The organism is Staphylococcus borealis, assembly GCF_001224225.1.
GTDB lineage: Bacteria > Bacillota > Bacilli > Staphylococcales > Staphylococcaceae > Staphylococcus > Staphylococcus borealis.
In genome coordinates, this window is sequence record NZ_CUEE01000001.1 from 190,177 (window position 1) to 214,799 (window position 24,623).

A 24,623-nucleotide genomic window follows, 5' to 3' on the forward strand; every position below is an offset into this window, starting at 1 on the left:
TAGTTAAAAAAGGAGTGAAAAGATGGATATTGATAAAACTGAAGTGGGTAAAAAAATTAAAAATATCCGTTTAGATAAAAGTAAAAATTTAAGAGAATTCGGTGAATTAATATCAGAGAACTTAGACGAAAAAAAAACAATTTCAGACAGTATAGTTAGCAGATGGGAAAAAGGAATCTCAATTCCTAGTGCTAAACGTCTGAAGGAAATAGCTAATATAGGAGGAGTTTCTACTAATTACTTATTATATGGCGATGAATTTTCATATCTAGATATAGAGAAAAAAATAAATACTGAAGAAATGGCAAAAAATATAAAAGAAAATCTTGCTCATTTTTTAAGACATTATTTATACTATTCTACATATAATTCTAATAACGAAAAAACAGGCGAACTTTTAAGTCTATTTTTAAATAATGAAGACATTAGTTTTGATAATATGTTGGATAAAATGTATTCTTTGATTTCTAACGAAAACTACACTTTTTATATAAACGGTGCGTATATTTTATTGAATGAAAAATTTGAGAAATTACATGTACAAATTTATTTAACGGAATTTATATATCAATTACTTATACAACTCGCTCTCGATTATCCTAAAATTTATTTTGAAAACTTATTATTACAAATTGATGATACTAAAACCAATATAAAAGAAATTTCTATGAAACGTGATGTATATAAAGATAAAGAAATAAGTGAAAAATTAGCAGATTTTATAAACCGTGAAGAGTATCAGGGGATTTTTAACGATCTAGATAAATTAAAAATTAAAATTAAAGATGGAAAAATAATCTTAAACGAGGATTAAAGGAGATATACAAATGAAAAAGATGTTCGGCGTATTACTAACCAGCACATTAATATTAGGTGCATGCAGCACTCAAGACGACACTTCTAATAAAGATGAAGATACAAAATCAGGTATGAAGTCTAACGATCCTAATAAGGATAAAAATAAAGATAAGAAAGATAAAAAAAAAATCTGAGGAAAAGTCTCACAAAGGAGATAAGAATACTAATCAGAAAGCAAGTTCTCAAGATAATTCATATAATGAAGAACCACAGAATAGTGAGCAATCACATACTAACGAACAACCTACTCAACAAACTCAGAATAATCAAAAGGCTCAATCTAATCAAACTAATGACGTTAATTCAAAGCAACAAACAACATCTAATCAACAACAACAATATAATGGCCAAAGTAATCAACAATCACAATCTAATCAATCCAATCAGCAACAAGACCCAAACACACCTAGCTATGAACAGTATCAAAGACAAAAGGCATTCTCTGAAGATTATGCTCGAAACCCAGATAAGTATCAACATATTGGAGGAGGTCCGGGAATGTTCGTTGAACCTGGACAATCATATGATGACTACAAGCAATCTGTAATACAAGGTTATAAAAATACTACTGCACAATAATGTTATGAATTTTCCAAATTAAAAAGGGGTTATATTATGGAAATTTTAAACTATAAAATAAATTATGAATATGATAGTGATTTATATACTGTTACTGCAAAAACAAATAAAGGAAAAACTTTTAATTATACATTTTCAGAAAATCATACTTTAAAAGAAATTAGATACACATTAGAAGAAGTTGCGAAACAATTAGATAAATAGGTTCTAAAAAAACATTTCTGATCAACTGAAATCAATTAATAGGAGGGTGTAATGCTAATATTTATCATAATTTTATTTTTAATCAGCATCATATTATATGTATTAAGTTTCTTTTTAGCACAAAACGAGGGTTTATATTATAAGAATAATTGTAGGACTTTTTCGGTTCTTATATTAGCCATCGGTGTACTTTGTTTGATGGGCTATCTTATAAATTATATATCTTCAAACTATTTAGGAGTTTAATGTAACATTACAATATTTGAATAACTGCACTTGAACCATTAAGTGTTTATGAATTGGACCATTTTAATTAGCATCATCTTAATGCTCTAAATATACGGGAGGCATAAAAAGTGATTTTCGTTATAAGCTGTCTTATGATTTTATGGTGCATATGCTTAATATTGTTCTTATATAACGTTTATATGTTTATAAAAACAGATGGTAGCATCATTACAAAAACTTATTCTATCTGGAGTATATTGTATGGTATATGTATAATAATCATCTTAATATTGCTATATAACTTTAAATAGAAGACAAAAATTTTATTAAGGAGAATATATTTGAGAATTTTAAATTGCAAAATAAAATCACTTTAGATGGAGTATAGTACTTAAATAAACATCTTCCTAATCGATTAGAACTCAATGTTAATAGAACAAATACTTAATACTAGGGTGTCCCACGTACTTTTTTAAAATTTTTGGAGGTGATCATATGTGGCATGAGAAATTTACTAATAAACACGGTGAAACTAAATATCGCTATTATGAGAAGTACAAAGATCCACTCACTAACAAATGGCGACGTACTAGCGTTGTGCTCAATAAGAACGGTAAACAATCACAGAAAGAGGCTCAGAAACGCTTAAATGAGCGTATAGAGGCAAAGCTAAATGACAAGACGCCTACTACACTTAAGACGCTAACTTTTCATGCTGCATGTGATGAGTGGTTTGAAAGTTATAAGCGTTCATCTGGCGTAAAGATGACGACGGTCAACTTAAGAAAAAGAGTGATATATACGTTTAAATCGGATATTGATGACGATATTCTAATAAGTAATGTTAATCATATATATCTACAAGACATTATCAATAAATGGGCAGATAAATATAGTTATAGCTATGTTCAATCGTTAATGGGAATTGTTCGTTTCATATTCAAATATATGCTAAAGCATTACGACCTAGATTTATCATCAGTATTAGATAGGGTTGAGATACCTAAGAAAGCACAAACTAGAGAACAATTACAGGCAAAGAAAAATAATTATCTTGAGCCTTATGAAGTCAAAGAGTTATTACAGTGTTTTGACAAGTTGGCTGAGCAAAGCGTCACCGTCAATGGTAGACACAATATGAAAATGATTAAAAATATAGTGGAGTTTCAATGCAATAATGGGATGCGTATCGGTGAGCTATTAGCTATTAAAAAAGAAAATATTGATATAGAAAACAAGACGCTAGTTATAGATGGTACTTTAAATTATGTTCATGATCCAGTTACAAATACTTTTGGACTTAAAGAAACGACTAAGACAAGCAAAAGTAATAGAACAATTGGTTTAACTTCCCAAAGTGTTAAATTATTAAAGTCCATCATGTTGCAAAATAAAAAGAATAGTCAATGGAACAATAATTATAGGGATAGAGGCTTTATATTCACTAATACTGTTGGTAGCCCTATACCAGTTACACCTATCAACAACGCAATTAGAGAAGCTGTTAAAATGAGTTCGATAGACAAAAAAGTGACATCACATACACTCAGACACACTCATATATCAACACTAGCACAATTAGGAATAAATATAAAAGCTATACAAGATCGTGTAGGACATTCAGACTATAAAACAACTTTAGAGATATACACTCATGTAACTGATAAGATGGCACAAGATATGATGAATAAATTAGAAAATGTAAATATTGGTTGAAATACGTCTTCATTATAGGCGTATTTTTTATTAAAATTGCTAAAACTTCCACAAAACGCCCTTTTTATGCCCTTTATTTCTGCTACCCTAACTCAAATAACTCCACAAACCTTGATATATTAATGTTTGTATAATTCTAAGTTATAATTACTTTTATTATTCACAATTCAATTGAGTCGTATTGTTTAGCACATAAATATAAAAAGCTAGGAGAACAACAAATATGAGTAATTCCCTTCGATTACATGAACATTTATCAACCGCCCCATTACGTAATATTAATTATGTGATTTTATATTTTTCTTTAACAAATGAATTGACGATGACTATCAATGGCAGCAAGACAGAAATCCATAATCATATTGCCATCGTCAACCAAGGGGATTTCTATAATATCAATCATGCTAATGATTTAATTGAGTTAAAGATACCTATCGCTTATTTCTATATAGAAGATAACGATTTCTTTAACTGTTATTTTGATCGGCATTTATTACAGTCAAATCATTTTATAAAATCTCAAATTTTGCAGTGTGTTTCTAATTATTCAAACGAAGAAGCACAAGATAGTGAGACAATGTCTAAAATTATCCGCACATTATATAAGGAAGCTGTAGTGAGAAATGCAACATTATATGTACCAACCATGTCCATTGATAATCAATTATTATCTAACATCGTTCTATATATTAATGACAACATTACATCTCATTTATCTCTAATCGATATCGCACAACATGCACTGATTTCAGAATCGTATTGTTCTAATCTATTTGCACGCTTGTTGAATGTCAATTTCAAAGATTATTATACGAGTTTAAAAGTTAATCAATCCGTCCGTTTATTAATGACAACGAATCATTCCATTACAACCATTTCTGAATTGTCAGGTTTTAGTAGCCACACCAATTTCACTAACCAATTTAAAAAACATCTTGATGTGAGTCCTAAGCAATTTCGTACAAAGTTAAATCAATTAGAACCATTACCTTCAATCGCAATACGTAGTTCAGTCAGTCAATCATTTTTAAATTTAATTTCACAATTTGAATTTACCGATTACTTAACGACAGAAACAACACAAATCAATATGGCCCATTACAACCCGAAAGACCAAACTCAATTTTCTACTGCTTTTATTGATTTTCAAAACATCAATGAACTCTTTCAATTTGTATTTAATGATTACTTTGATATTGATTTATCCTATTTACCTAGACCAGCAATCTTAATTAATGATGTCAGCGACATGGTAGGCCGGCATACAAATTTAAATTTATTAAATCGTTGCTTTGAAAAATTATTCGAAAAAAATATTAGACTGGCAGTGACAATTAAAAACAATCAAGAATTTAAGATGATATATCAATTGATTATGATTTTCTTACAAAATAACCGAGATTATAAATGGAATAAAAAATTAGTGAAATTTATGCTTGTATTTGATACTGAAACAATGTCTGTCCATGACATTCACCTTGCACACCTTAAACTTAAAAATAAAAACCGCGCTATCAAATTTAGTTTGATGGTGGACGGTTTATTAAGACAAACAGGTTCATTACAAGAAACCTATGATATTATGCACCGTATGAATTTTGATTTTTATTTTGTAGATATTGAAAATATCGATACCAAAAATGTGTTAATTGATAAACAACGCGGCTTCACTCATTCATCTACACACTTCGAAAATTATTTACGTTTCATAGAAGGATCGAATATCCCTTCCACGCAATTTATTTATAGTAATTTATCATTGAAATGTTTCAAATACACCAATAATGGTACACAGTCACTTCAATTATCAGATATCGTTTGTCATTTGTATCAATTAATGAGACATGGTGGCGGAGTGTGTTACAAATTAATAGAAACTGATCCAATGTATATTTCCTTATTTAATAGTCATGGTAGTCTGCTACCTATCATGCATTTATATCGTTTTGTCGCTACATTTAGTAATGAGTCGTTTCAAATCGCCAACAATTATTTAATGTGCTATAAAGATGGTGATTATCATTTGATACTTTTCAACAAAATTAATGATCGCTATTTATCAGATAGTCAACAGCATTATATTTTTGAAAATGATTTTAAAGAAAATACACTCTTCATAGTCAATACACTTAATAATGAACACGGCTCAATACAGCATTTAATTCCTCAAGATAAACGTGATGTGTATATTGAAAAAGATATCATTCAACAACTAGATCAATGCAACCATCCTAAAACAGAATTATTAATCCAAGAAAAGGATTATGCAGCATTTCAAGTAACACTTAAACATGACGAAGTTAAATATATTTGTATTAAACCTTCATAGTATTCACGCTGATATGAGTTTAGACATACGTCATTTAGGATATATGTAAACTAAGGAGATGATGATTGTGGAACAACAACAAGCGATTCAAGCAATTGAAAAAGTGTTAGACACTTCTAAAGTTGGTGTATTGTCTACTGCTTACAATAATAAACCAAACAGTCGTTACATGGTCTTTTATAATGACGAATTAACTTTATATACGAAAACAAGTACTGAAAGCACTAAAGTTGAAGAGATTAAACATAATCCTAGCGCATATATTTTGTTAGGTTACAATGAAACAACAAATAATAGTTTTGTTGAAATAGAAGCTAATATTGAAGTCGTGGAAGATCAAAAAGTGATTGACTGGTTATGGGAAAGACAAGATAAGACTTTCTTTGACTCAAAAGAAGATCCTAAATTATGTGTACTTAAAGTAGTTCCTAAAACGATAACATTAATGAACGATGACGATGTCGATACGCCTGTAACGATTACTGTGTAATTTAAAAAGTGTATTATGAATTTGAGCGTGGGACGATGAATTCCAAAATGAATTCCGTTCCGCTCTTTTTTTGTCAATTTTATTAATTCAACATCTTTGTGTCATTGATATGATTCATTGCGTGTTCAATTTAATATCGTTTATTATTTTATTGCAATTTAATACTATTTTCTGTATAAAAGAGATAGAACTTTTTAAAGGAGTCTATAACATGAAAAATAAAAAGGGTTTAGGTATTGGTATTGCACTGATTGCTATCATGCTTATTGTATGTATTGTTTTAGTGGTTATGATGATGACGGGTGGTCAAAAAGAAACCTATTATGGTTATATGAAGAATGACCATACAATTGATAAAATGGTCAATGAACAAACTGAAAAAGTTGAAAAGAATATCGAATTACCTTCTGATAGCAAAGCGAATGTCAAAAAAGGCGACTTTGTATTTTTAGTTAAAGAAAAAGGATCAGATAAATTCTCAAGAGTATCTAAAGTTGATCATGATGATGTACCACATGGATTAATGATGAAAATTCATGAAATGCATGATATGAAAGGTATGTAAATGATCATAGATGACTGTCAATGAAGCACATTGCTTCGTTGGCAGTTTTTTTATGCAATAGTTGTGCTCCAATACAAATCATTGATGCTTTCAAGTAGAAAAAAAGTACCGAACGCATTCGCTCGGTACAAAAAATGTCAGATTTCTTTTTTTAAATTGATTGTAAATACTTTTTACCTTGTTCTTTGTCATAAACCTTTTCCCATTTAGAGATAACAATAGCTGATAATGCATTACCTATTACGTTTACACATGTACGAACCATGTCTAATAAACGGTCTACACCGATAATTAATGCAAGACCTTGTGCTGGTAAGCCCATCGCACCTAATGTCGTTAATAATACTACGATTGAAACGCCTGGTACCCCAGCCATACCTTTAGAGGCAACCATCAACGTTACCATTAAGATAATTTGCTCTGAAATCGATAAATGGATGCCATACATTTGTGCAACGAATAACGCTGCGATAGATTGGTATAGCGCTGATCCATCAAGGTTAAATGAGTAACCAATTGGAATAACGAAAGATGTGACATCTTTAGGTGCCCCGAATCTTTCCATTTTCTTCATCATAACTGGTAATACTGCTTCTGAACTAGAAGTAGAGAAGGCTAATAATAATTCATCTTTCAAAATTTTAATAATTGAGAAGATACTTATACCGCACATTCTTGCTACAATACCAAGAACGATGATAACAAAGAATACCATTGCGAACACAACTACAAGTACTAATTTTAATAACGGAATTAAAGCAGCTGCTCCAAACGTCATTACTGTTGTACAAATAAATGCAAATACACCAATTGGTGCTAATTTTAAAATTTTATTAATCATCCAGAAAACTGCTTCAAGTGTTCCGTTTAAGAAACCTTTTACAGGATCTGCTTTTTCACCGATTGCAGCTAATCCTAAACCAAAGAATACTGCGAAGAAGATGATTGGTAATAATTCACCTTTAGTTAATGCTTCAAATATGTTTGTTGGTACAATGTTTACAATGGTATCAATAAAGTGATTGCCATATGTAGATTGTTCTGCAGCTGATGCAGATGATTGATATTTAGAAATATCGCCTTTAGGTAATTTCGTTGGATCTAAACCAGCACCTGGTTTGAATAAATTACCAATAACAAGTCCTAAAGCAATTGCGATTGTCGTTATAATTTCAAAGTAAAGAATTGCTTTCCATCCATAGCTACCTATCTTCTTTGAATCCCCTAAGTTAGAAATAGATAATGCTAAAGCACAGAATACAATTGGGATGATGATCATTTTAATTAAATTTAAGAAAACGTCACCGAAAGGTTTAATATAATTTGCTATGTTATCTTGTCCAAATAATAATAAACCTACAACTACACCTAGTACCAATGCGATGATAACTTGCATCGGCAAACTAATTTTTCTCTTGAACAGAGCCATGTTGGAACCCCCTTCATCTGACATCGCTTAATTATATCAGATAATTATAAATTGGGATATAAAATTTTTAATAGCTCACGCTACCACACACGCATCCAATAGCACAAAAAAACTGTACATAGACAGTGTCATAACGTCTAAATACAGCTTTATAATCAAATGCTATGGTTTAAAATTTTGATCGAAATCATTATATTTCGCATCTTTAATACTTTTTTTAGTTTCAGTATCAAAGCCCTCTGCAAAGATACCTTTACGCGTACCAATTGGTTGAATGACATAAGTCATATGCGGTTCATCTTTAAATACAACTTCTTTGTAATAAACACCTTTTTTGGCACTATAAAGTGTCTCCTCTGATTTAATTTTATCAGTTAAATTCCTTTGCTCTAAATAACTATCAACCGTTTTAATGTTTCTGTGGCCTTGATATGTTTTCATTGCAAAAAAGAAAGCGATTGCTACTACTAATGAAATAGCTAAAATAATACAAATTCTAATCCATTTTTGTTTTTTACTCATTTTGAAACTCCTTTGCACACAACCTAGTCTCAACATATTTAATCACTATCTAAATTATTATGAATGATAGTTAGAAAATTTTAAAGTATTTCTATATTTCTGTAACAAAATAGCCTAACAATTTATCTCTAATTCAAAATAAATCTACACTTACACCCTTTATGTAGATGTACTTTGAAATAACGTTTAAATGACTTGAAAAGTCCATAGAATACTATGATAACGGGCTTGACAATACTTTTAGTTCATACTATCTTTAAATAAGTTAAGGGGGGAAATATATGTATGTAAAGGACAGTTATTTAAGTAATCAATTATGTTTTTTATTATATGTTACTTCTAAAGAAGTCATAAAAAAATATACTCACTATTTAAAAAAGCATGATTTAACATATACAAGCTTTATGGTCATCATGGCTATCGAAAATGATGAAAAAATAAATATTAAATCACTTGGACATCGTGTCTTTTTAGATTCTGGAACACTTACACCTCTCTTAAAGAAATTAGAGAAAAAAGGCTATGTACAACGTATGCGTGAAAAAGAAGATGAACGAAATCTTCAAATTACCCTCACTGAAAATGGTATTAATATTAAACCAACGTTGGAAGCTATCTCTGACCAAGTCTTTGATGATTTTGATATTACACATGAAGAAAACGAAGAGCTCGTTAATAGCTTAAAACATGTTATTTCAAAAAACTTCGACTATATAGCTAACTAATATTTAATCATGGCAAAAGCATGAACGACTTATTTATCGCAATGACTAGGCTTTATACATAATAGAACTTTTGCCATGTATTTCTTATTCCACACCACTATCTTCTTCTCCTGTTCTATAATACCTTTCGCTTTACGTTCATCGTCTCTGTTACTATAATGTACTTTAAAAGTAGCATTTTACAACTATACTATGCTTACTTAAATAAAGGAGAGACAATCGTATGAATAATAGAGATTTTTTCGATCAATCCATTTTTAAAAATAACCCAAAAGATGTATTTCGTGATTTAGGAGAACAAGTATTCAATCAATTTTCATCAAAAAGCTTCCCAACAAATATTTATAATCAATCAAGCCAATATGTATTAGAAGCTGAATTACCAGGCGTTAATAAATCAGAAATTGAACTTAAATTTGAGCATTCTGCACTAACAATTAAAGTACAAAAGCATGTATCAGAACAAACAGGTAGCGTCCAATTAAATGAACGTGCAAGTGGCGAGCTAGTCAGACATTTCGAATTTAATGATATTGATAAATCACAAATTAAAGCAAGCTATGAAGATGGCATTTTAGTCGTTACTTTACCTAAAGAAGTAAGTGCACAAGATCAGTCAACTACAATTACAGTAGAATAATCAATGATATATTAAAGAGCAATACAAAGCTATCATTAGTCTTGTATTGCTCTTATGAATGTATAAACTTATTTTGCGTATTCTTTTTTATATAAGTGTCCCATTGTAATAAATGCCAAGACACCAAATATTGCTAAAAGAATAAACGCTAAATGACTTGAACCTGTTAATCCTGTTACGTAAGTAATCACTAGTGGTGGGAAGAATCCGCCTAAACCACCCATCATTGAAACAATACCATTAGCTGCACCAGATTCATTTGCAAAGTATGAAGGCACGAGTTTAAATATTAAACCATTACCTAAACCTGCACAGATACTGATTGTTAAACAACCAATCGTAAATAATGCAATATGACTTGAAATGCCTAAAATAACGGCACCTATAACCATAACAATAAAGTCAATCATTTGTACTTTAACCGCATTAAACTTATCTCCAAGAATCCCTCCGACCGGTCTCAAGAATGTAGCTAAAGCTATAAATACACCTGATCGAATCCCTGCATCTACTTTATCAATACCAAAATTATTTACTAAGTAGTTAGGTAAGAATAATCCAAATGCTACAAAAGCACCAAATGTAATAAAATACCATAAACTTAAATAATATAATTTGTAATTTGATGATAATTTTTTAAATTGAGATGCTAAAGGTACTTTCACTTTTGGTTCATTTTTATCACCAAAAATGAACATTAAAATGGCAAAAATAGCAATGATAATCAAATAGCTTCTTACTGTTGTTTGCCAACCAATAATACCTGCAATCGGTGGTGCTAAGAATGATGATACTGCTGTACCAATGTTACCCATACCATAAATACCATTCGCAAGTCCTACTTTATCTTTTGAGAAATATTTTGGTACAGACGTTACACCGACTGAGAAAATCGCGCCACCAACACCTAAAAAGAATCCTGATAGCATTAACATGCCTGGTGTTTGTGCTTGTCCTAAAAAGAATATTGGGAATAATAGAACGACAAAACTACAGAAGAATACCCATTTTGCGCCGATAACATTCGTTAAATAGCCAAATGGTACGCGTAGTATTGAACCTAATATAACCGGAATTGCCAGTATAATTGATAACTGACCAGGATTAACTTTAATATCTTGTGAGATATACGGCATTAATGGAGAAATGATACTCCACGCCATGAATCCTACTACAAGACTTAACGTTTGTAATGTAAGTTGAAAGCCACCTTTTGTCTTATACATTTTTTCACCTTCATCATTTCATTTTCTTTATCAGTAATTGTTATATAAAAGAGGTCAAAAATTTATATTTCAATCACATTACTGATTACATTTAAATTTTAGTAGATTTGTGAAAAAATGAACATAAGGACATTCCCTTATACTGCCGGGGAATCCCCCTATATTTTCTATCCCAAAATGAACATAAATAAAGAGGCCAGGATAGAATTCTTCTCGAATTCGTCTTCCTAGCCTCTCAAGGATGATTAGATTTGAGAACGACTTAATTTAAGAACCTTCTCAATTCAGTCAGCTACTGCGCATTTACCATGTAGCTTAAATGATGTTTTTATCTATAACACATTCATTTTTAGAGATGTAAATGTAATTAAAAATCCAACAATTTCTTTTTCAATGCATATTCAACTAACTCAGGCTTAGATTTTAAATCAAGTTTCGTCATAATATGTGTCTTATGTGCTTCGACCGTTTTAACCGACACAAACAACTTTTCGGCAATATCTTTATTGCCATACCCCTTAGCAATGAGCGGTAAGATTTCTAGTTCTCTTTTAGATAAAATTTTAAAAGGATCATTCGTAGATACGTCATCTGAATGCTTATGATTCACAAATTCATTAACTAACGATGTCGTCAACTTCATATCTACATAGGTTTCACCTTTATAAACTGTGCGAACTGCTAACAATAACTGTTCGTCAGGTGCATTCTTTAAAATATAGCCTTTAGCGCCATTACGAAGAACGTGGAACAGATATTCTTCATCATCATACATCGTTAATATTAAGATTTTAGTTTCTGGAAAGCTTTCTGATATCTTACTTGTCGCTATTAAACCAGATTCACCAGGTGGCATACTTAAATCCATAATTAAGACATCTGGTTTATGTTCCATCACTTTCTGATAAGCCTCTCCCCCATCAGCAGCGGTTGCAACAACTTCCATATCTTCTTGAAAGTTTAATATCATTGAAAATCCTGTTCTAACGACTGCGTGATCGTCTGCGATTACAATCTTCACTTTATATTCCCCTAACTTACTTTAAACTGGTACTTCTAACGTTATAATTGTCCCCTTGCCAATGTGCGTTTCAATGTTCACTGACCCTTTGACAAGTTCTGCTCTTTCGTTCATACCATATAATCCTAACCCAGTGCCTTGTGGTTTCAAATTAGGATCAAAACCATTACCTCTATCAATCACTTCTGCGATAAGACCCTCTGGCGTTTGTTGGACAGACACATCTACTTCATATACGCCAGCATACTTCAATGCATTAAATATTGCCTCTTGAACCACTCGATAAACGACGGTTTCAATTTCACTATCGAAACGTTGATTTTGAATATTTGATTGATACACAACGTTAAATCCATAATTTTGTTCTAATTGCTTGAAATACGATTTAAAAGCCGCTTCCAATCCTAAATCATCGAGTGATGAAGGTCTTAGTTCAACTGACATGTTTCGAATATCATTAATTAAATTAGACATTAAAACTTCAATGTGCTCAGATTTCTCAATCAGTTGTGACATATCTTGTTGATATTTTAACAATCTCAACTCAACATCTACATTTAACATTTCTTGAACAACACTGTCATGTAGTTCTCTAGAAATACGTTTTCTTTCGTTCTCTTGTGCGGCAATCGTTTTACGTAACATTTGACGTTGATACATTTTTTCTTGACGCTGAATTTGTGGTGATATGTCTTGTAATGTAAAGGCATAGATTTGAGCCTCTTCATCAATACATTGATAAGACGCTGTAAAAGGTTGAATCTTATTGTCCACAGTCTTCATGAACACTTGGAAGTTCATATCATTCGGCTTTGTTGTATCTAAATAACAATTAATACAACTTTGTAATGCAAATTCATTAGAGTAACCTTCACAACGATTACATATTGCATTCGTCATAGCACTGTAGTTATTGTCCTTTGAAATGATTTCTTCAGCAGCATCATTCATGGCAATAACTTTACCATCTTTATTCACAAAGACGATTTTTTCGTTCGTTTTTTCATAATATTTTTTTAGTAAGTTCTCTAAATCGAGATTATAAACATCCAACATTAGGATCACCTACATTTCTTCTGAAAATGTCCATAGCTTACCATGAATATCCAACGTTTCATAATCAGGTAACGCCTTACCATCTCTTTGACCTAAGAGTAAGACGCCATATACTTGATTATTGTAACATAATGGAATCGCAACCATTGCTGTCAAGTCTTCAGCAATTAAAATAGGATATTTAATCTTATCTTCAGGTGATAAACTTGAAGCAACGTCGTCAATAATCATTCGTTTACCAGTCTTCATAACCATACCCGCTAAGCCACGGCCTTTACGTAAGATAATCATTTTATAACGTTGATTCGTATTGCCTGAGACATAATGCCATTTAATAGGCGCTGAACTATTATGGTGTTCATATAATGCTACACCTGCAAAATCGTAGCCTTCGTTAACCCTTAGATCATTCAATTGTTGTTGGAAATCCTGTTTCTTAAAAACTGGAGTGGTCGTAATCACATTTGAATCTCCTCTCATACTCATGAACGTGTTTTATGTTTACGATAAACAATATATCTGCGATTAGTATACGATAGTGGCACACTCCATACATGTACTAAACGTGTGAATGGCCAGCAAGCTAAAATTGTAAATCCTAGTAAGATGTGAATTTTAAATGATAATGGCACATCTGTCATTAAGCTTGCATCAGGTGAGAAAGTAAATAAGTGTCTAAACCAGATAGATATCGTTTGACGATAATCAAAGTCACTTACCACCGCATTCGTAACTAATGTTGAATAACAACCCATGAAAATAATTAATATTAATAAAAAATTGACAAAAATATCAGATGCTGAACTTAGCTTTCTAACATTTTTAATTGTAATACGTCGTGCTGTTAAGAGTAACATACCAATAAACGTCATTATACCAAAGATACTACCAATGTATACAGCACCAAAATGATACATTTCTTCACTAACGCCTAGGCCATCAATCCATTTGGCTGGTATCGCAAGTCCTACGACGTGACCAAAAAATACTGGAATGATACCTAAATGGAATAATAAGCTACCCCATTTTAATTGTTTCTTTTCTAGGAATTCACTAGATTTCGCAGTCCATGAGAACTGATCATATTTATAACGTGCAATGTGGCCAACAATAAAGATGGCTACACACAAATAAGGAAAGATAATCCATAAAAATTGACTAAGCATGAGATGTCACCTCATTTGGAATTTCTAAGCAAGCTTTCAATGTATTTCTTAACGCACGTATCACGTAAGCATAAGGATTGTTGTCTTGCGCTAATTGATTGGCCATTTCATACGTACCATCTTCAATAATCATAATAACCAATTCAATATTTCCTTCAGCACGTGGATCGTTTTGCCATGTTGCTACATGCAAGAATTGCAACATCAACGGTAAATAATCAGATAACTCATTATCTACCATTTTCAAACCAAACATTTCATATAACACTTTAAGTTTGGCTAACATTTGGCCACGCTCTTTTTGTGTATCAAATTTGTTATAAGTCATATAGAGTGGTGATTTTTTATTGAAATCAAATGTATCTGTATAAATCGCTTTAATTTCTGATAGTGTGAATTGATGCATAATTTCTCTATATTTTACTAAATCATCGTAACCAGGATGTGATGGCTCAATCGTTTCTTCAAATGTTTTTGGATGGAACGTAAGTTTCTCAGGAAAATTAAGTTGCTGTGCAATATAGCCAAAGCTTTCTTGATAATAATGAAATTGTTGTAAATTAATCACGGAAAATACCTCCATAGAAATTCTCATTATAAATTTCTTGTCCTGTTTTTCCTGAACCTACTGGAACACCACAGCCCTCACAATTATCACCAAAGTACTCGCCACCGTAACCTTGACTACCTTGTGCATGATACGTATCTAAATAAGTTTCTTTATGAGATGTTGGTACAACAAAGCGGTCTTCATATTTCGCTAAACCTAATAATCGATACATATCTTTAGTTTGAATTTCAGATAATCCAAGTCTTTCTAATTTCGATGTATCAAATTCTTTACCTGTAACTTGTGAACGCATGTAGCTTCTCATCATTGCCATCTTTTGTAGTGATTCCTTAACAGGTTGAACATCACCAGCGGTAAATAGATTTGCTAAGTATTCGATTGGTAAACGCATTTCTTCAATTGCTGGGAAAATCATATCTGGATTTTGACCAGCATTTTTACCTTCGAAATAGCTCATGATTGGGCTCAATGGTGGGCAATACCAAACCATAGGCATTGTTCTAAATTCTGGGTGTAAAGGAAATGCTAATTTATATTCGATTGCTAATTTATAGACTGGTGAGTTTTGTGCTGCTTCAATCCATTCATAGCTAATACCATCTTTTTCAGCTTGTTCAATCACAGCTTCATCGAATGGATTTAAGAAAATATCTAATTGTTTTTCATATAAATCTTGTTCATTTTCAGCTGAAGCTGCTTCATGAACTCTATCAGCATCATATAATAAGACACCTAAATATCTCATTCTACCTGTACATGTTTCCGAACAAACAGTTGGTAGTCCCGCTTCAATTCTTGGGAAACAGAATGTACATTTTTCTGCTTTATTTGTTTTCCAGTTGAAGTAAACTTTTTTATAAGGACAGCCTGTCATACAATAGCGCCAACCACGACATGCATCTTGGTCAACTAAAACGATACCGTCTTCATCACGTTTATACATGGCACCTGAAGGACATGACGCAACGCAACTAGGGTTTAAGCAGTGTTCACATAGACGAGGTAAATACATCATGAACGTTTCATCAAATTGGAATTTAATATCTTCTTCGATTTTTTGGATATTTGGATCTTCTGGACCAGTAATATGTGCGCCAGCTAAGTCATCTTCCCAGTTAGGTCCCCATTCGAGATTAAGTTTTTCGCCAGAGATCAATGAGTGTGCTTTAGCCACTGGTGAATGTTTACCTTCTTTAGCAGTTGTTAAATGTTCATAGTTATATGTCCATGGTTCATAATAGTCTTTAATCAGTGGCATATCTGGGTTGTAAAAGATTTTACCTAACGCCATTTTTGTCCAACGACTACCAGATTTAAGTTCTAATTTTCCTTTTTTATTTAAGACCCAACCACCTTTATAATGTTCTTGGTCTTCCCATCGTTTCGGATATCCGACACCTGGTTTTGTTTCTACGTTGTTGAACCACATGTATTCCGCACCTGGACGGTTCGTCCAAGTGTTCTTACATGTTACGCTGCAAGTGTGGCAACCTATGCATTTATCTAAATTTAACACCATTGCAATTTGCGCTTTAATCTTCAAGCCAATTTACCTCCTTCATCTTTCTCACTGCTACGTATACGTCACGTTGATTTCCAATTGGTCCATAATAGTTAAAGTGATAGCTAATTTGTGCATATCCACCTACAAGTTGGGTAGGTTTTAAGTGAATTCTTGTTGGTGCGTTGTGTGAACCACCGCGTGTATCTGTAATTTCTGACCCTGGTGTTTCAATATGTTTATCTTGTGCGTGGTACATGAACATTGTGCCTTTTGGCATACGGTGTGATGTGACAGCTCTTGCAGTTACAACACCGTTTCTGTTGTATACTTCTAACCAATCATTATCATTGATGCCATGCTCTTCAGCATCTTCATTAGATAACCAAACGACTGGGCCACCTCTAAATAATGTCAACATACGTTCATTATCTTGATATGTTGAGTGAATATTCCATTTACCATGAGGTGTTAAATAACGTAATACTAATGCATCTTGTCCACCTTTAACTTGCTTATCTCTCGTACCAAATACCATTGGTGGTAACGTTGGTTTGTATACTGGTAAGCTTTCACCAAATTGTTGGAACACTTCGTGATCGATATAATAACTTTGTCTACCTGTGAGTGTTCTAAATGGTACAAGACGTTCAATATTGGTTGTAAATGGTGAATATCTACGTCCATTTTTATTTGAACCAGGGAACACAGCTGTTGGTATTACTTCACGTGGTTGTGACGTAATATTTAAGAATGAAATCTTTTCTGATGCACGTTCTTTTGAAATATCTTTCAATTCCATACCTGTTTGATTTTCTAAATCTTCATATGATTTTTGTGATAATTTACCATTTGTCGCTGAAGATATATTCAAAATGGCATCTGCTACTTTTCTAGCTGTATCGATACGTGGACGATTCGTTCTAACTGATTCAGCATCTTCATCATTCCAAGTACCTACCATACTTTTAAGTTCTTCATATTCGTCTTTAACACTAAAGCTTACGCCGTGTGCACCAACTTTTCCTTTTTCAAGTAGTGGACCTAAAGTTACATATTTATCGTAAATTTTAGTGTAATCTCTTTCTACAACTGCGAAGTTTGGCATTGTTTTACCTGGAACAGCTTCAACTTCACCTTTAGACCAGTCTTTAACGATACCGTATTCAGAACCCAACTCTTGTTTAGAGTCATGTCCAAGTGGTGTCGTTACAACATCTTTAAATGTACCTGGTAAATAATCTTTTGCCATTTCAGAAACAGCTTTACTTAATGTTTTATAAATATCCCAGTCTGAACGTGATTCCCATAATGGATCAATAGCTGGATTAAATGGATGAATGAATGGATGCATGTCTGTTGATGATAAGTCATGTTTTTCATACCATGTTGCTGCTGGTAAGACGATATCTGAGTACAATGGTGTCGCAGTCATTCTGAAATCCAACGATACTAGTAAATCTAATTTACCTTCTGTATCTTCACGCCATTTAATTTCTTCTGGTTTATCTTCTTCATTAGGTTCAGCCATTAATCCTGAACGTGTACCTAATAAATGTTTCATAAAGTATTCTTGTCCTTTAGCAGAACTTGAAATTAAATTTGAACGCCAAACAAATAATGTTTTTGGATAGTTCTTTCTTAAATCTGGATCTTCAATCGCAAATTGCGTTTCTTTATTTTTCACAGATTCTATCGCTTTATTTAAAATGGCTTCATTTGAATCATCACCCTCATCTTTGGCTTCTTCCCCGAATAATAGACTGTTTTTATTGAATTGAGGGTAAGATGGTAACCAACCTAATCTCGCTGCCGTAACATTATAATCAGCTGGATGTTGATGTTTAATATTATTTGCGAGTGGTGATTTCAATTTATCAACATTAGATTCTTCGTATTTCCATTGGTCCGTTGCAAAATAGAACCAACTTGTACCATTTTGTAAACGTGGTGGTCCTTGCCAGTCTTTAGCAAAGGCTACAGTATTCCATCCTTCAATTGGTCGACATTTTTCTTGTCCAACGTAGTGTGCCCAGCCACCACCGTTCACACCTTGACAGCCACATAATAGAACTAGATTTAAAATCGCGCGATAAATCGTATCTGAGTTGAACCAGTGGTTAATACCCGCACCCATGATAATCATTGAGCGCCCTTCTGTATCAATAGCATTTTGCGCAAACTCTCTTGCTACTTGTGTCACTAATTCTGGTTTAATACCTGTTACACGTTGTTGCCATGCTGGTGTATATTTTGATTCTGCATCATCATAAGATGTTGCTTCTAATTCATGGTTAAATCGTTTAATACCATATTGACTTGTCATCAAGTCATATACCGTCGCAACATACACTTCTTTGCCGTTAGCTAATGTGACTTTTCTAGCTGCAATCGGTCTTTCAAAGATGCCATCACCTTGACTATCAAAGTAAGGGAATTGAATCGTTTTGATTTCATATGTGTCTTCCGCCATAGACATTGCTGGATCAATCTTAGAACCATCTTCATTTTCTAATTTTAAGTTCCACTTCTTGCCTTCTTCCCAGCGTTGACCCATTGTGCCATTAGGTACTACAAATTGACGACTATTGATATCGTGAATGACCGGTTTCCATTCGCTATTTTCACTTTCCATACCTAAATCACTTGCACGTAAAAATCGCCCTGCTTTATAACCATTGTCGTCTTCATCTAACATAATGACAAAAGGCATATCTGAATATTGTTTAGAATAATTAATGAACATATCACTCGGATTATCTTGATAATATTCTTGTAAGATAACGTGTGTCATCGCTTGTGCTACCGCTGCATCTGTACCTGGATTAGGTGCTAACCAGTTATCTGCAAATTTAACATTTTCTGCGTAGTCTGGTGCTACAGAAACCACTTTAGTTCCTTTGTATCTTACTTCTGTCATAAAGTGTGCATCCGGTGTACGTGTAAGTGGTACATTTGAGCCCCACATAATAATATAAGCAGCATTGTACCAGTCACTTGATTCAGGTACGTCTGTTTGTTCACCCCAAATTTGAGGTGACGCAGGTGGTAGATCGGCATACCAATCATAGAAGCTTAGCATTTCTCCACCAAGTAAATTAATAAATCTCGCACCTGCTGCGTAACTAATCATTGACATCGCTGGAATAGGTGTGAATCCAGCAATTCGGTCTGGACCATCCTTTTTAATGGTATACAAAATTTGTGCAGCGATGATGTCTGTTACATCTTTCCAGTTAGCACGAACATGGCCACCTTTACCACGTGCTTGTTTATACATTTTCGCTTTCTCTTCATCTTCAACAATAGATGCCCACGCTGCAATGCGGTTACCATTATTTTCTTCTAATGCAGTCGTCCATAAATCTAATAATTTCCCTCTAATGTATGGATATTTCACACGAAGTGGACTATATTCATACCAAGAAAATGATGCACCACGAGGACAACCACGCGGTTCAAATTCTGGCATATCAGGACCACAACTTGGATAATCAATTTGTTGGTTCTCCCATGTGATCACACCATTTTTTACGAATACTTTCCATGAACATGATCCTGTACAGTTAACACCATGTGTAGTTCGAACTACTTTATCGTGACTCCATCTTTCACGGTACATTTTTTCCCATTCTCTACTTTTGCTCTCAAGAACTGACCAGTTTCCATTAAATTTTTCAGTTGGTTTGAAAAAGTTTAATCCAAATTTTCCCATCTATATGAATCCTCCTACCGTTAAAGGTACTAACTTATTCCGATTTGCCGTTTTACTTTTGAATTTATAATGATTGTACAATTTTTCACATATGATAGGTATTAGGGAATGTCCTAATTTGAATGGGGGAATCCCTAAAAAATAAAAAAGCAGGCAGTGGTACTTAACTCTCTAAGAATTTGTAGTACCACGCCTGCAAGGATGACTTAACAATTAATATATTTAATTTTATTGTCATTGATAATTTGTTGATGTAAATGTTGTTGTGTTGGATGGCAACTTTCATCAACGTCTATTAAACAGCGATAACCTGTTTCTGACATTTCTTCTGCTTTTAATAAAGCATCTTCTTTAGAACCTTTTATCACATATAATGTATCATCAACATTGCGTTCATGTTCTTGTGACACGACGTGTGCTTTATCGATATGATCAACAATCGCGCCTAATATACAGATACCTGGTTCACCTTCAAGTTCATGTTGTTGTAATTGATGTTCAATTGTACTCAATTTACCAATAATAACACGTTGGTTATAACACGTTGCATTAAAGACAATTGCAATCGAATAATCTTCAGTTGTATACGCAGTAATTTGTTTGATAATATGACCTAATCGCTTAATTCCCATGTAGATAGCTAACGTACCACCATTAATGAGATTACGAATATCCGTTTCTTGATTGATTGAATCTTTGAAATGGCCTGTCGAGAACGTAACACTTGGTGCTACTGATCGTAATGTCAAACCTAAATCCATTGTTGCAACAGCTGCACTTGCTGAAGTGACACCAGGAACAATTTCGTAGTCAATGCCATAGTCTTTTAAAGTATTCACTTCTTCAGTAACACGACCAAATATCGCTGGATCGCCACCTTTAAGACGTATCACCGTTTGATATTGTTTTGCAGCCTCAACGATTTTCAAATTGATTTCATCTTGCTGTATATGTTTCGCATAAGGTTTTTTACCGACATCAATGATTTCAGCGTCAGCTGGTGCATATTGTAGGATAAGCGGATTAACTAAACGATCATACAGAATAACGTCTGCTTTCTTAATGCATCGCTCTGCTTTTTTAGTTAAAAGGTTGGGGTTCCCAGGACCCGCACCAATCAAATATACCTTTGCCTTCTCATTTATAGACATACATATACGTCTCCATCAATGACTTCCACTTGATATGTTTCAACACATCCCGTATCTGGTTCTTGGACTTCTCCACTTCTTAAATCAACTTTTTGATCATGTAATGGGCAATAAACATAGTCACCACTCACTGTTCCTTCTGATAAAGGCCCTTGTTTATGAGGACAAATATTATTAATTGCGTGAATGTCTCCACTTTCAGTTAAGAAAATGCCAATTTCTTTACCATCAACAATTACTTTTTTACCAATTAATGGTGTTAATTCTTCTAATGTCGTTACTTTAACTTTTTCCATAGATTTCATCGTTTACACCCTCTCAACTTCAAAGATTTTTTGAGCTTCTTTATCTTCAACGATTGCTTCCCAAGGTTCGCCATGTCCATCAATCGCTTTTTTAGCATCCATAATTCTATCGAATAATTCTTTTTGACGTTCAGGATCTAATAACACTTCTTTGACGTTTTCAAAGCCTAAACGATTTAACCAAGGTGCAGTTCTTTCTGCGTAAATACCTGTTTCACGATAATATTGCATTAATGCACCACATAATTGGATAACATCATCTTCAGTTTCAACAGTAGTTAATAATTTACCTACATTAACGTCTGTACCTCCGTTACCGCCAATATAAATTTGATATCCATTTTCTACTGAAATAACACCGAAATCTTTAACACCAGATTCAACACAACTACGTGGGCAACCAGATACACCCATTTTAAATTTATGTGGTGTGTCGATGTATTCAAATGTTTTTTCTAAACGAATACCTAAGCGTGTAGTATATTGTGTACCAAATCGACAGAATTCTTTACCGACACAACTTTTAACAGAACGTGTTTTCTTACCATAGGCTGATGCTGAACGCATACCTAAATCTTTCCAAACTTGAGGTAATTCTTCTTTTTTCAATCCGTATAAACCAACACGTTGTGAACCTGTTACTTTAACTAAAGGTACGTTGTATTTTTTAGCAACTTCGCCTAATCGAATCAATTGATCAGCATCTGTTACGCCACCACGCATTTGTGGAATAACAGAGAATGTACCATCATTTTGAATATTAGCATGGTAACGTTCATTTGCGAATCGTGATTCTTTTTCATCTTGGTGATCATGTGGATATACCATATTTAAATAGTAGTTAATTGCTGGTCGACATTTAGGGCAACCATTTTTATCTTTGAAATCGAGAACATGACGCACTTCTTTAGAAGTTTTAAGCCCTTTAGCTCTGATTTGTGTTACAATTTGGTCGCGTGTTAAGTCTGTACATGCACAAATACCAGTTGGTTTTGCTGCTACAAAGTCATCACCTAATGTGCATTGTAATAACTCGCCAATTTGACCTTTACATTTACCACAAGAGTTACCTGCTTTAGTTGCTTTTGTAACTTCGTCAACAGATGTTAAACCTTTCGTAGTAATTGCATTCACAATCGTACCTTTGTCGACACCATTACAACCACAAATCGTTTCATCGTCTGGCATGTCAGCGATTGATGTTACCGCTTCTTCGCCACCTTTGTATAATAATGAAACCAATGTATAGTCTTCTAAAGATTCATGTTTTTTCATCATGTTATAAAATCTTGAACCATCATCCGTATCACCGTACAACACTGCTCCGACAACTTGACCTTCACTTAAATACACTTTTTTATAAATGTTATCTACACTATTGAAAATTTCAATCCCATGGACATTATCATTTTCAACAATTTGTCCTGCGCTGTATAAATCACAGCCAGATACTTTTAATGAAGTGAATGTTGTAGACCCTTTATAACCTTCTGTTTCTTTACCAGTTAAATAGTCGGCTAATACTTTACCTTGTTCATAAAGTGGTGCGACTAAACCGTATACTTTGCCATTATGTTCTGAACATTCACCGACAGCATAAATATTTGGATCTGATGTTTGTAAATAGTCGTTAACGACAATACCTCTATTTACTTCTAAGCCAGCGTCTCGAGCGACTTGCGTAAATGGACGGATACCTACTGCCATAACGACTAAATCCGTCTCAATCACTCTTCCGTCTGCTAATCTAATCGCTTCAACATCATCTTTACCTATAATTTCTTTAGAGTTTGCTTGTAACTCGATATTCATACCTTGACGTTCTAAATCTGCTTTAAGCATACCACCAGCTTTACGGTCTAGTTGCATTTCCATTAGCCATTCTGCTAAGTGTAATACAGTAACTTCCATGCCTTGATCCATAAGACCTCTTGCACATTCAAGTCCTAACAATCCACCACCAATGACGACTGCTCTTTTTTTCGTTTTAGCGATGTCAATCATACGTTCAGTATCTTCGATTGTTCTCCAACCAATTACACTTGGTAAATCTGAACCAGGTATAGGTAATACAAATGCACTTGAACCAGTTGCAAAAATACAGATATCGTATTTAACTTCAATACCTTTAGAAGTTGTTACCGTTTGAGCAGAACGATCAACTGTTTCCACTGGGTCATTAACGATTAACTCGATGTTATTTTCTTCATACCATTCATATGGATTCATAATTGTTTCTTCAACAGTCATTTTCTTTTGTAATATATTTGATAACATAATTCTGTTATAATTTGGGTAAGGTTCTTTGCCAATAATCGTGATATCAAATTGTGAATCAGAACGTTCAAGAATTTCTTCGATCGTTCTTAAACCTGCCATGCCGTTTCCAATCATTACTAATTTTTGTTTAGTCATAAAATATGCCCCTTTTATCACTTAAAATTTACTTATTTGCCATTTGCAATATTTGTTATTATTAAATGTTTGAATTTATACATTTGTTTCTTCACTGTTATTCTATAACAAATCTCCTTAAAAATGTGATTAAATTCACAAATATTAGTAAAATCGGGGAATTCCCTAATACGCTATTTGCACATAAAATAATAGGAGTAGGACAATGCAT

22 protein-coding genes are annotated in these 24,623 nt (G+C 33.1%); 9 read left to right on the forward strand and 13 right to left on the reverse strand.

Translation table 11 applies throughout. From position 1 onward, the window contains the following. The first annotated feature begins 22 nt into the window (after window positions 1-22). The 7 genes from AK212_RS01030 (at window position 23) to AK212_RS01050 (ending at window position 6,969) form a co-directional block, all read left to right on the forward strand. Entirely contained in the window at window positions 23-814 is a 792-nt protein-coding gene (locus AK212_RS01030; protein WP_053028687.1) for a helix-turn-helix domain-containing protein, read from the forward strand. 13 nt (window positions 815-827) lie between these two features. Then, the gene (locus AK212_RS13300; protein WP_154392004.1) at window positions 828-992 is read left to right on the forward strand and encodes a hypothetical protein; all 165 of its coding nucleotides are present in this window, start codon (window positions 828-830) and stop codon (window positions 990-992) included. Between the two features lie 481 nt (window positions 993-1,473). After that, on the forward strand, window positions 1,474-1,641 hold the full coding sequence (locus AK212_RS13555) for a hypothetical protein (protein WP_174841788.1): 168 nt from the start codon (window positions 1,474-1,476) through the stop codon (window positions 1,639-1,641). A gap of 723 nt (window positions 1,642-2,364) precedes the next feature. Further along, window positions 2,365-3,585 (forward strand): tyrosine-type recombinase/integrase, encoded by a 1,221-nt coding sequence (locus AK212_RS01035; protein WP_053028688.1) that lies wholly within the window; start codon window positions 2,365-2,367, stop codon window positions 3,583-3,585. A 223-nt stretch (window positions 3,586-3,808) separates the two neighbouring features. Continuing rightward, on the forward strand, window positions 3,809-5,914 hold the full coding sequence (rsp, locus tag AK212_RS01040; RefSeq protein ID WP_053028689.1) for an AraC family transcriptional regulator Rsp: 2,106 nt from the start codon (window positions 3,809-3,811) through the stop codon (window positions 5,912-5,914). A 61-nt stretch (window positions 5,915-5,975) separates the two neighbouring features. Next, window positions 5,976-6,404, forward strand: a complete 429-nt coding sequence (locus tag AK212_RS01045; protein WP_156304915.1) for a pyridoxamine 5'-phosphate oxidase family protein — start codon at window positions 5,976-5,978, stop codon at window positions 6,402-6,404. A 211-nt stretch (window positions 6,405-6,615) separates the two neighbouring features. Continuing rightward, window positions 6,616-6,969 (forward strand): DUF4889 domain-containing protein, encoded by a 354-nt coding sequence (locus tag AK212_RS01050; RefSeq protein WP_053028691.1) that lies wholly within the window; start codon window positions 6,616-6,618, stop codon window positions 6,967-6,969. A 151-nt stretch (window positions 6,970-7,120) separates the two neighbouring features. On the opposite strand, the gene AK212_RS01055 is transcribed toward AK212_RS01050, so the two are convergent. Further along, entirely contained in the window at window positions 7,121-8,398 is a 1,278-nt protein-coding gene (locus AK212_RS01055) for a cation:dicarboxylate symporter family transporter (RefSeq protein WP_053028692.1), read from the reverse strand. A gap of 162 nt (window positions 8,399-8,560) precedes the next feature. Further along, complete coding sequence (locus AK212_RS01060) at window positions 8,561-8,920, reverse strand: DUF3139 domain-containing protein (RefSeq protein ID WP_053028693.1); 360 nt, start codon at window positions 8,918-8,920, stop codon at window positions 8,561-8,563. 281 nt (window positions 8,921-9,201) lie between these two features. Between AK212_RS01060 and AK212_RS01065 the strand changes: the two genes are divergently transcribed. After that, on the forward strand, window positions 9,202-9,645 hold the full coding sequence (locus tag AK212_RS01065; RefSeq protein WP_053028694.1) for a MarR family winged helix-turn-helix transcriptional regulator: 444 nt from the start codon (window positions 9,202-9,204) through the stop codon (window positions 9,643-9,645). Window positions 9,646-9,868: 223 nt separating this feature from the next. Continuing rightward, entirely contained in the window at window positions 9,869-10,285 is a 417-nt protein-coding gene (locus tag AK212_RS01070; protein WP_053028695.1) for an Hsp20/alpha crystallin family protein, read from the forward strand. Between the two features lie 68 nt (window positions 10,286-10,353). On the opposite strand, the gene AK212_RS01075 is transcribed toward AK212_RS01070, so the two are convergent. From AK212_RS01075 to nirB, 11 genes are all read right to left on the reverse strand, one after another. Continuing rightward, entirely contained in the window at window positions 10,354-11,511 is a 1,158-nt protein-coding gene (locus AK212_RS01075; protein ID WP_053028696.1) for a nitrate/nitrite transporter, read from the reverse strand. Between the two features lie 367 nt (window positions 11,512-11,878). Beyond that, window positions 11,879-12,532 (reverse strand): nitrate respiration regulation response regulator NreC, encoded by a 654-nt coding sequence (nreC, locus tag AK212_RS01080; RefSeq protein WP_011274985.1) that lies wholly within the window; start codon window positions 12,530-12,532, stop codon window positions 11,879-11,881. 21 nt (window positions 12,533-12,553) lie between these two features. Beyond that, entirely contained in the window at window positions 12,554-13,588 is a 1,035-nt protein-coding gene (gene nreB, locus AK212_RS01085; protein WP_053028697.1) for a nitrate respiration regulation sensor histidine kinase NreB, read from the reverse strand. Between the two features lie 9 nt (window positions 13,589-13,597). Continuing rightward, on the reverse strand, window positions 13,598-14,047 hold the full coding sequence (gene nreA, locus AK212_RS01090; protein ID WP_053029050.1) for a nitrate respiration regulation accessory nitrate sensor NreA: 450 nt from the start codon (window positions 14,045-14,047) through the stop codon (window positions 13,598-13,600). A 23-nt stretch (window positions 14,048-14,070) separates the two neighbouring features. Next, the gene (gene narI / locus AK212_RS01095) at window positions 14,071-14,754 is read right to left on the reverse strand and encodes a respiratory nitrate reductase subunit gamma (RefSeq protein ID WP_053028698.1); all 684 of its coding nucleotides are present in this window, start codon (window positions 14,752-14,754) and stop codon (window positions 14,071-14,073) included. After that, window positions 14,747-15,322 (reverse strand): nitrate reductase molybdenum cofactor assembly chaperone, encoded by a 576-nt coding sequence (gene narJ / locus AK212_RS01100; protein WP_053028699.1) that lies wholly within the window; start codon window positions 15,320-15,322, stop codon window positions 14,747-14,749. The genes narI and narJ overlap by 8 nt, the downstream gene beginning before the upstream one ends. Beyond that, entirely contained in the window at window positions 15,315-16,868 is a 1,554-nt protein-coding gene (narH, locus tag AK212_RS01105) for a nitrate reductase subunit beta (protein WP_053028700.1), read from the reverse strand. Before narH ends, narJ begins: the two co-directional genes overlap by 8 nt. Continuing rightward, entirely contained in the window at window positions 16,858-20,541 is a 3,684-nt protein-coding gene (locus AK212_RS01110; protein ID WP_053028701.1) for a nitrate reductase subunit alpha, read from the reverse strand. Before AK212_RS01110 ends, narH begins: the two co-directional genes overlap by 11 nt. 206 nt (window positions 20,542-20,747) lie before the next feature. Beyond that, window positions 20,748-21,692: a uroporphyrinogen-III C-methyltransferase gene (gene cobA / locus AK212_RS01115; RefSeq protein ID WP_053028702.1), complete on the reverse strand. Its 945-nt coding sequence runs from the start codon at window positions 21,690-21,692 to the stop codon at window positions 20,748-20,750. Further along, the gene (gene nirD, locus AK212_RS01120; RefSeq protein ID WP_011274977.1) at window positions 21,683-21,997 is read right to left on the reverse strand and encodes a nitrite reductase small subunit NirD; all 315 of its coding nucleotides are present in this window, start codon (window positions 21,995-21,997) and stop codon (window positions 21,683-21,685) included. The genes cobA and nirD overlap by 10 nt, the downstream gene beginning before the upstream one ends. Window positions 21,998-22,000: 3 nt before the next feature. Next, the gene (gene nirB / locus AK212_RS01125; protein ID WP_053028703.1) at window positions 22,001-24,412 is read right to left on the reverse strand and encodes a nitrite reductase large subunit NirB; all 2,412 of its coding nucleotides are present in this window, start codon (window positions 24,410-24,412) and stop codon (window positions 22,001-22,003) included. Window positions 24,413-24,623 lie beyond the last annotated feature (211 nt).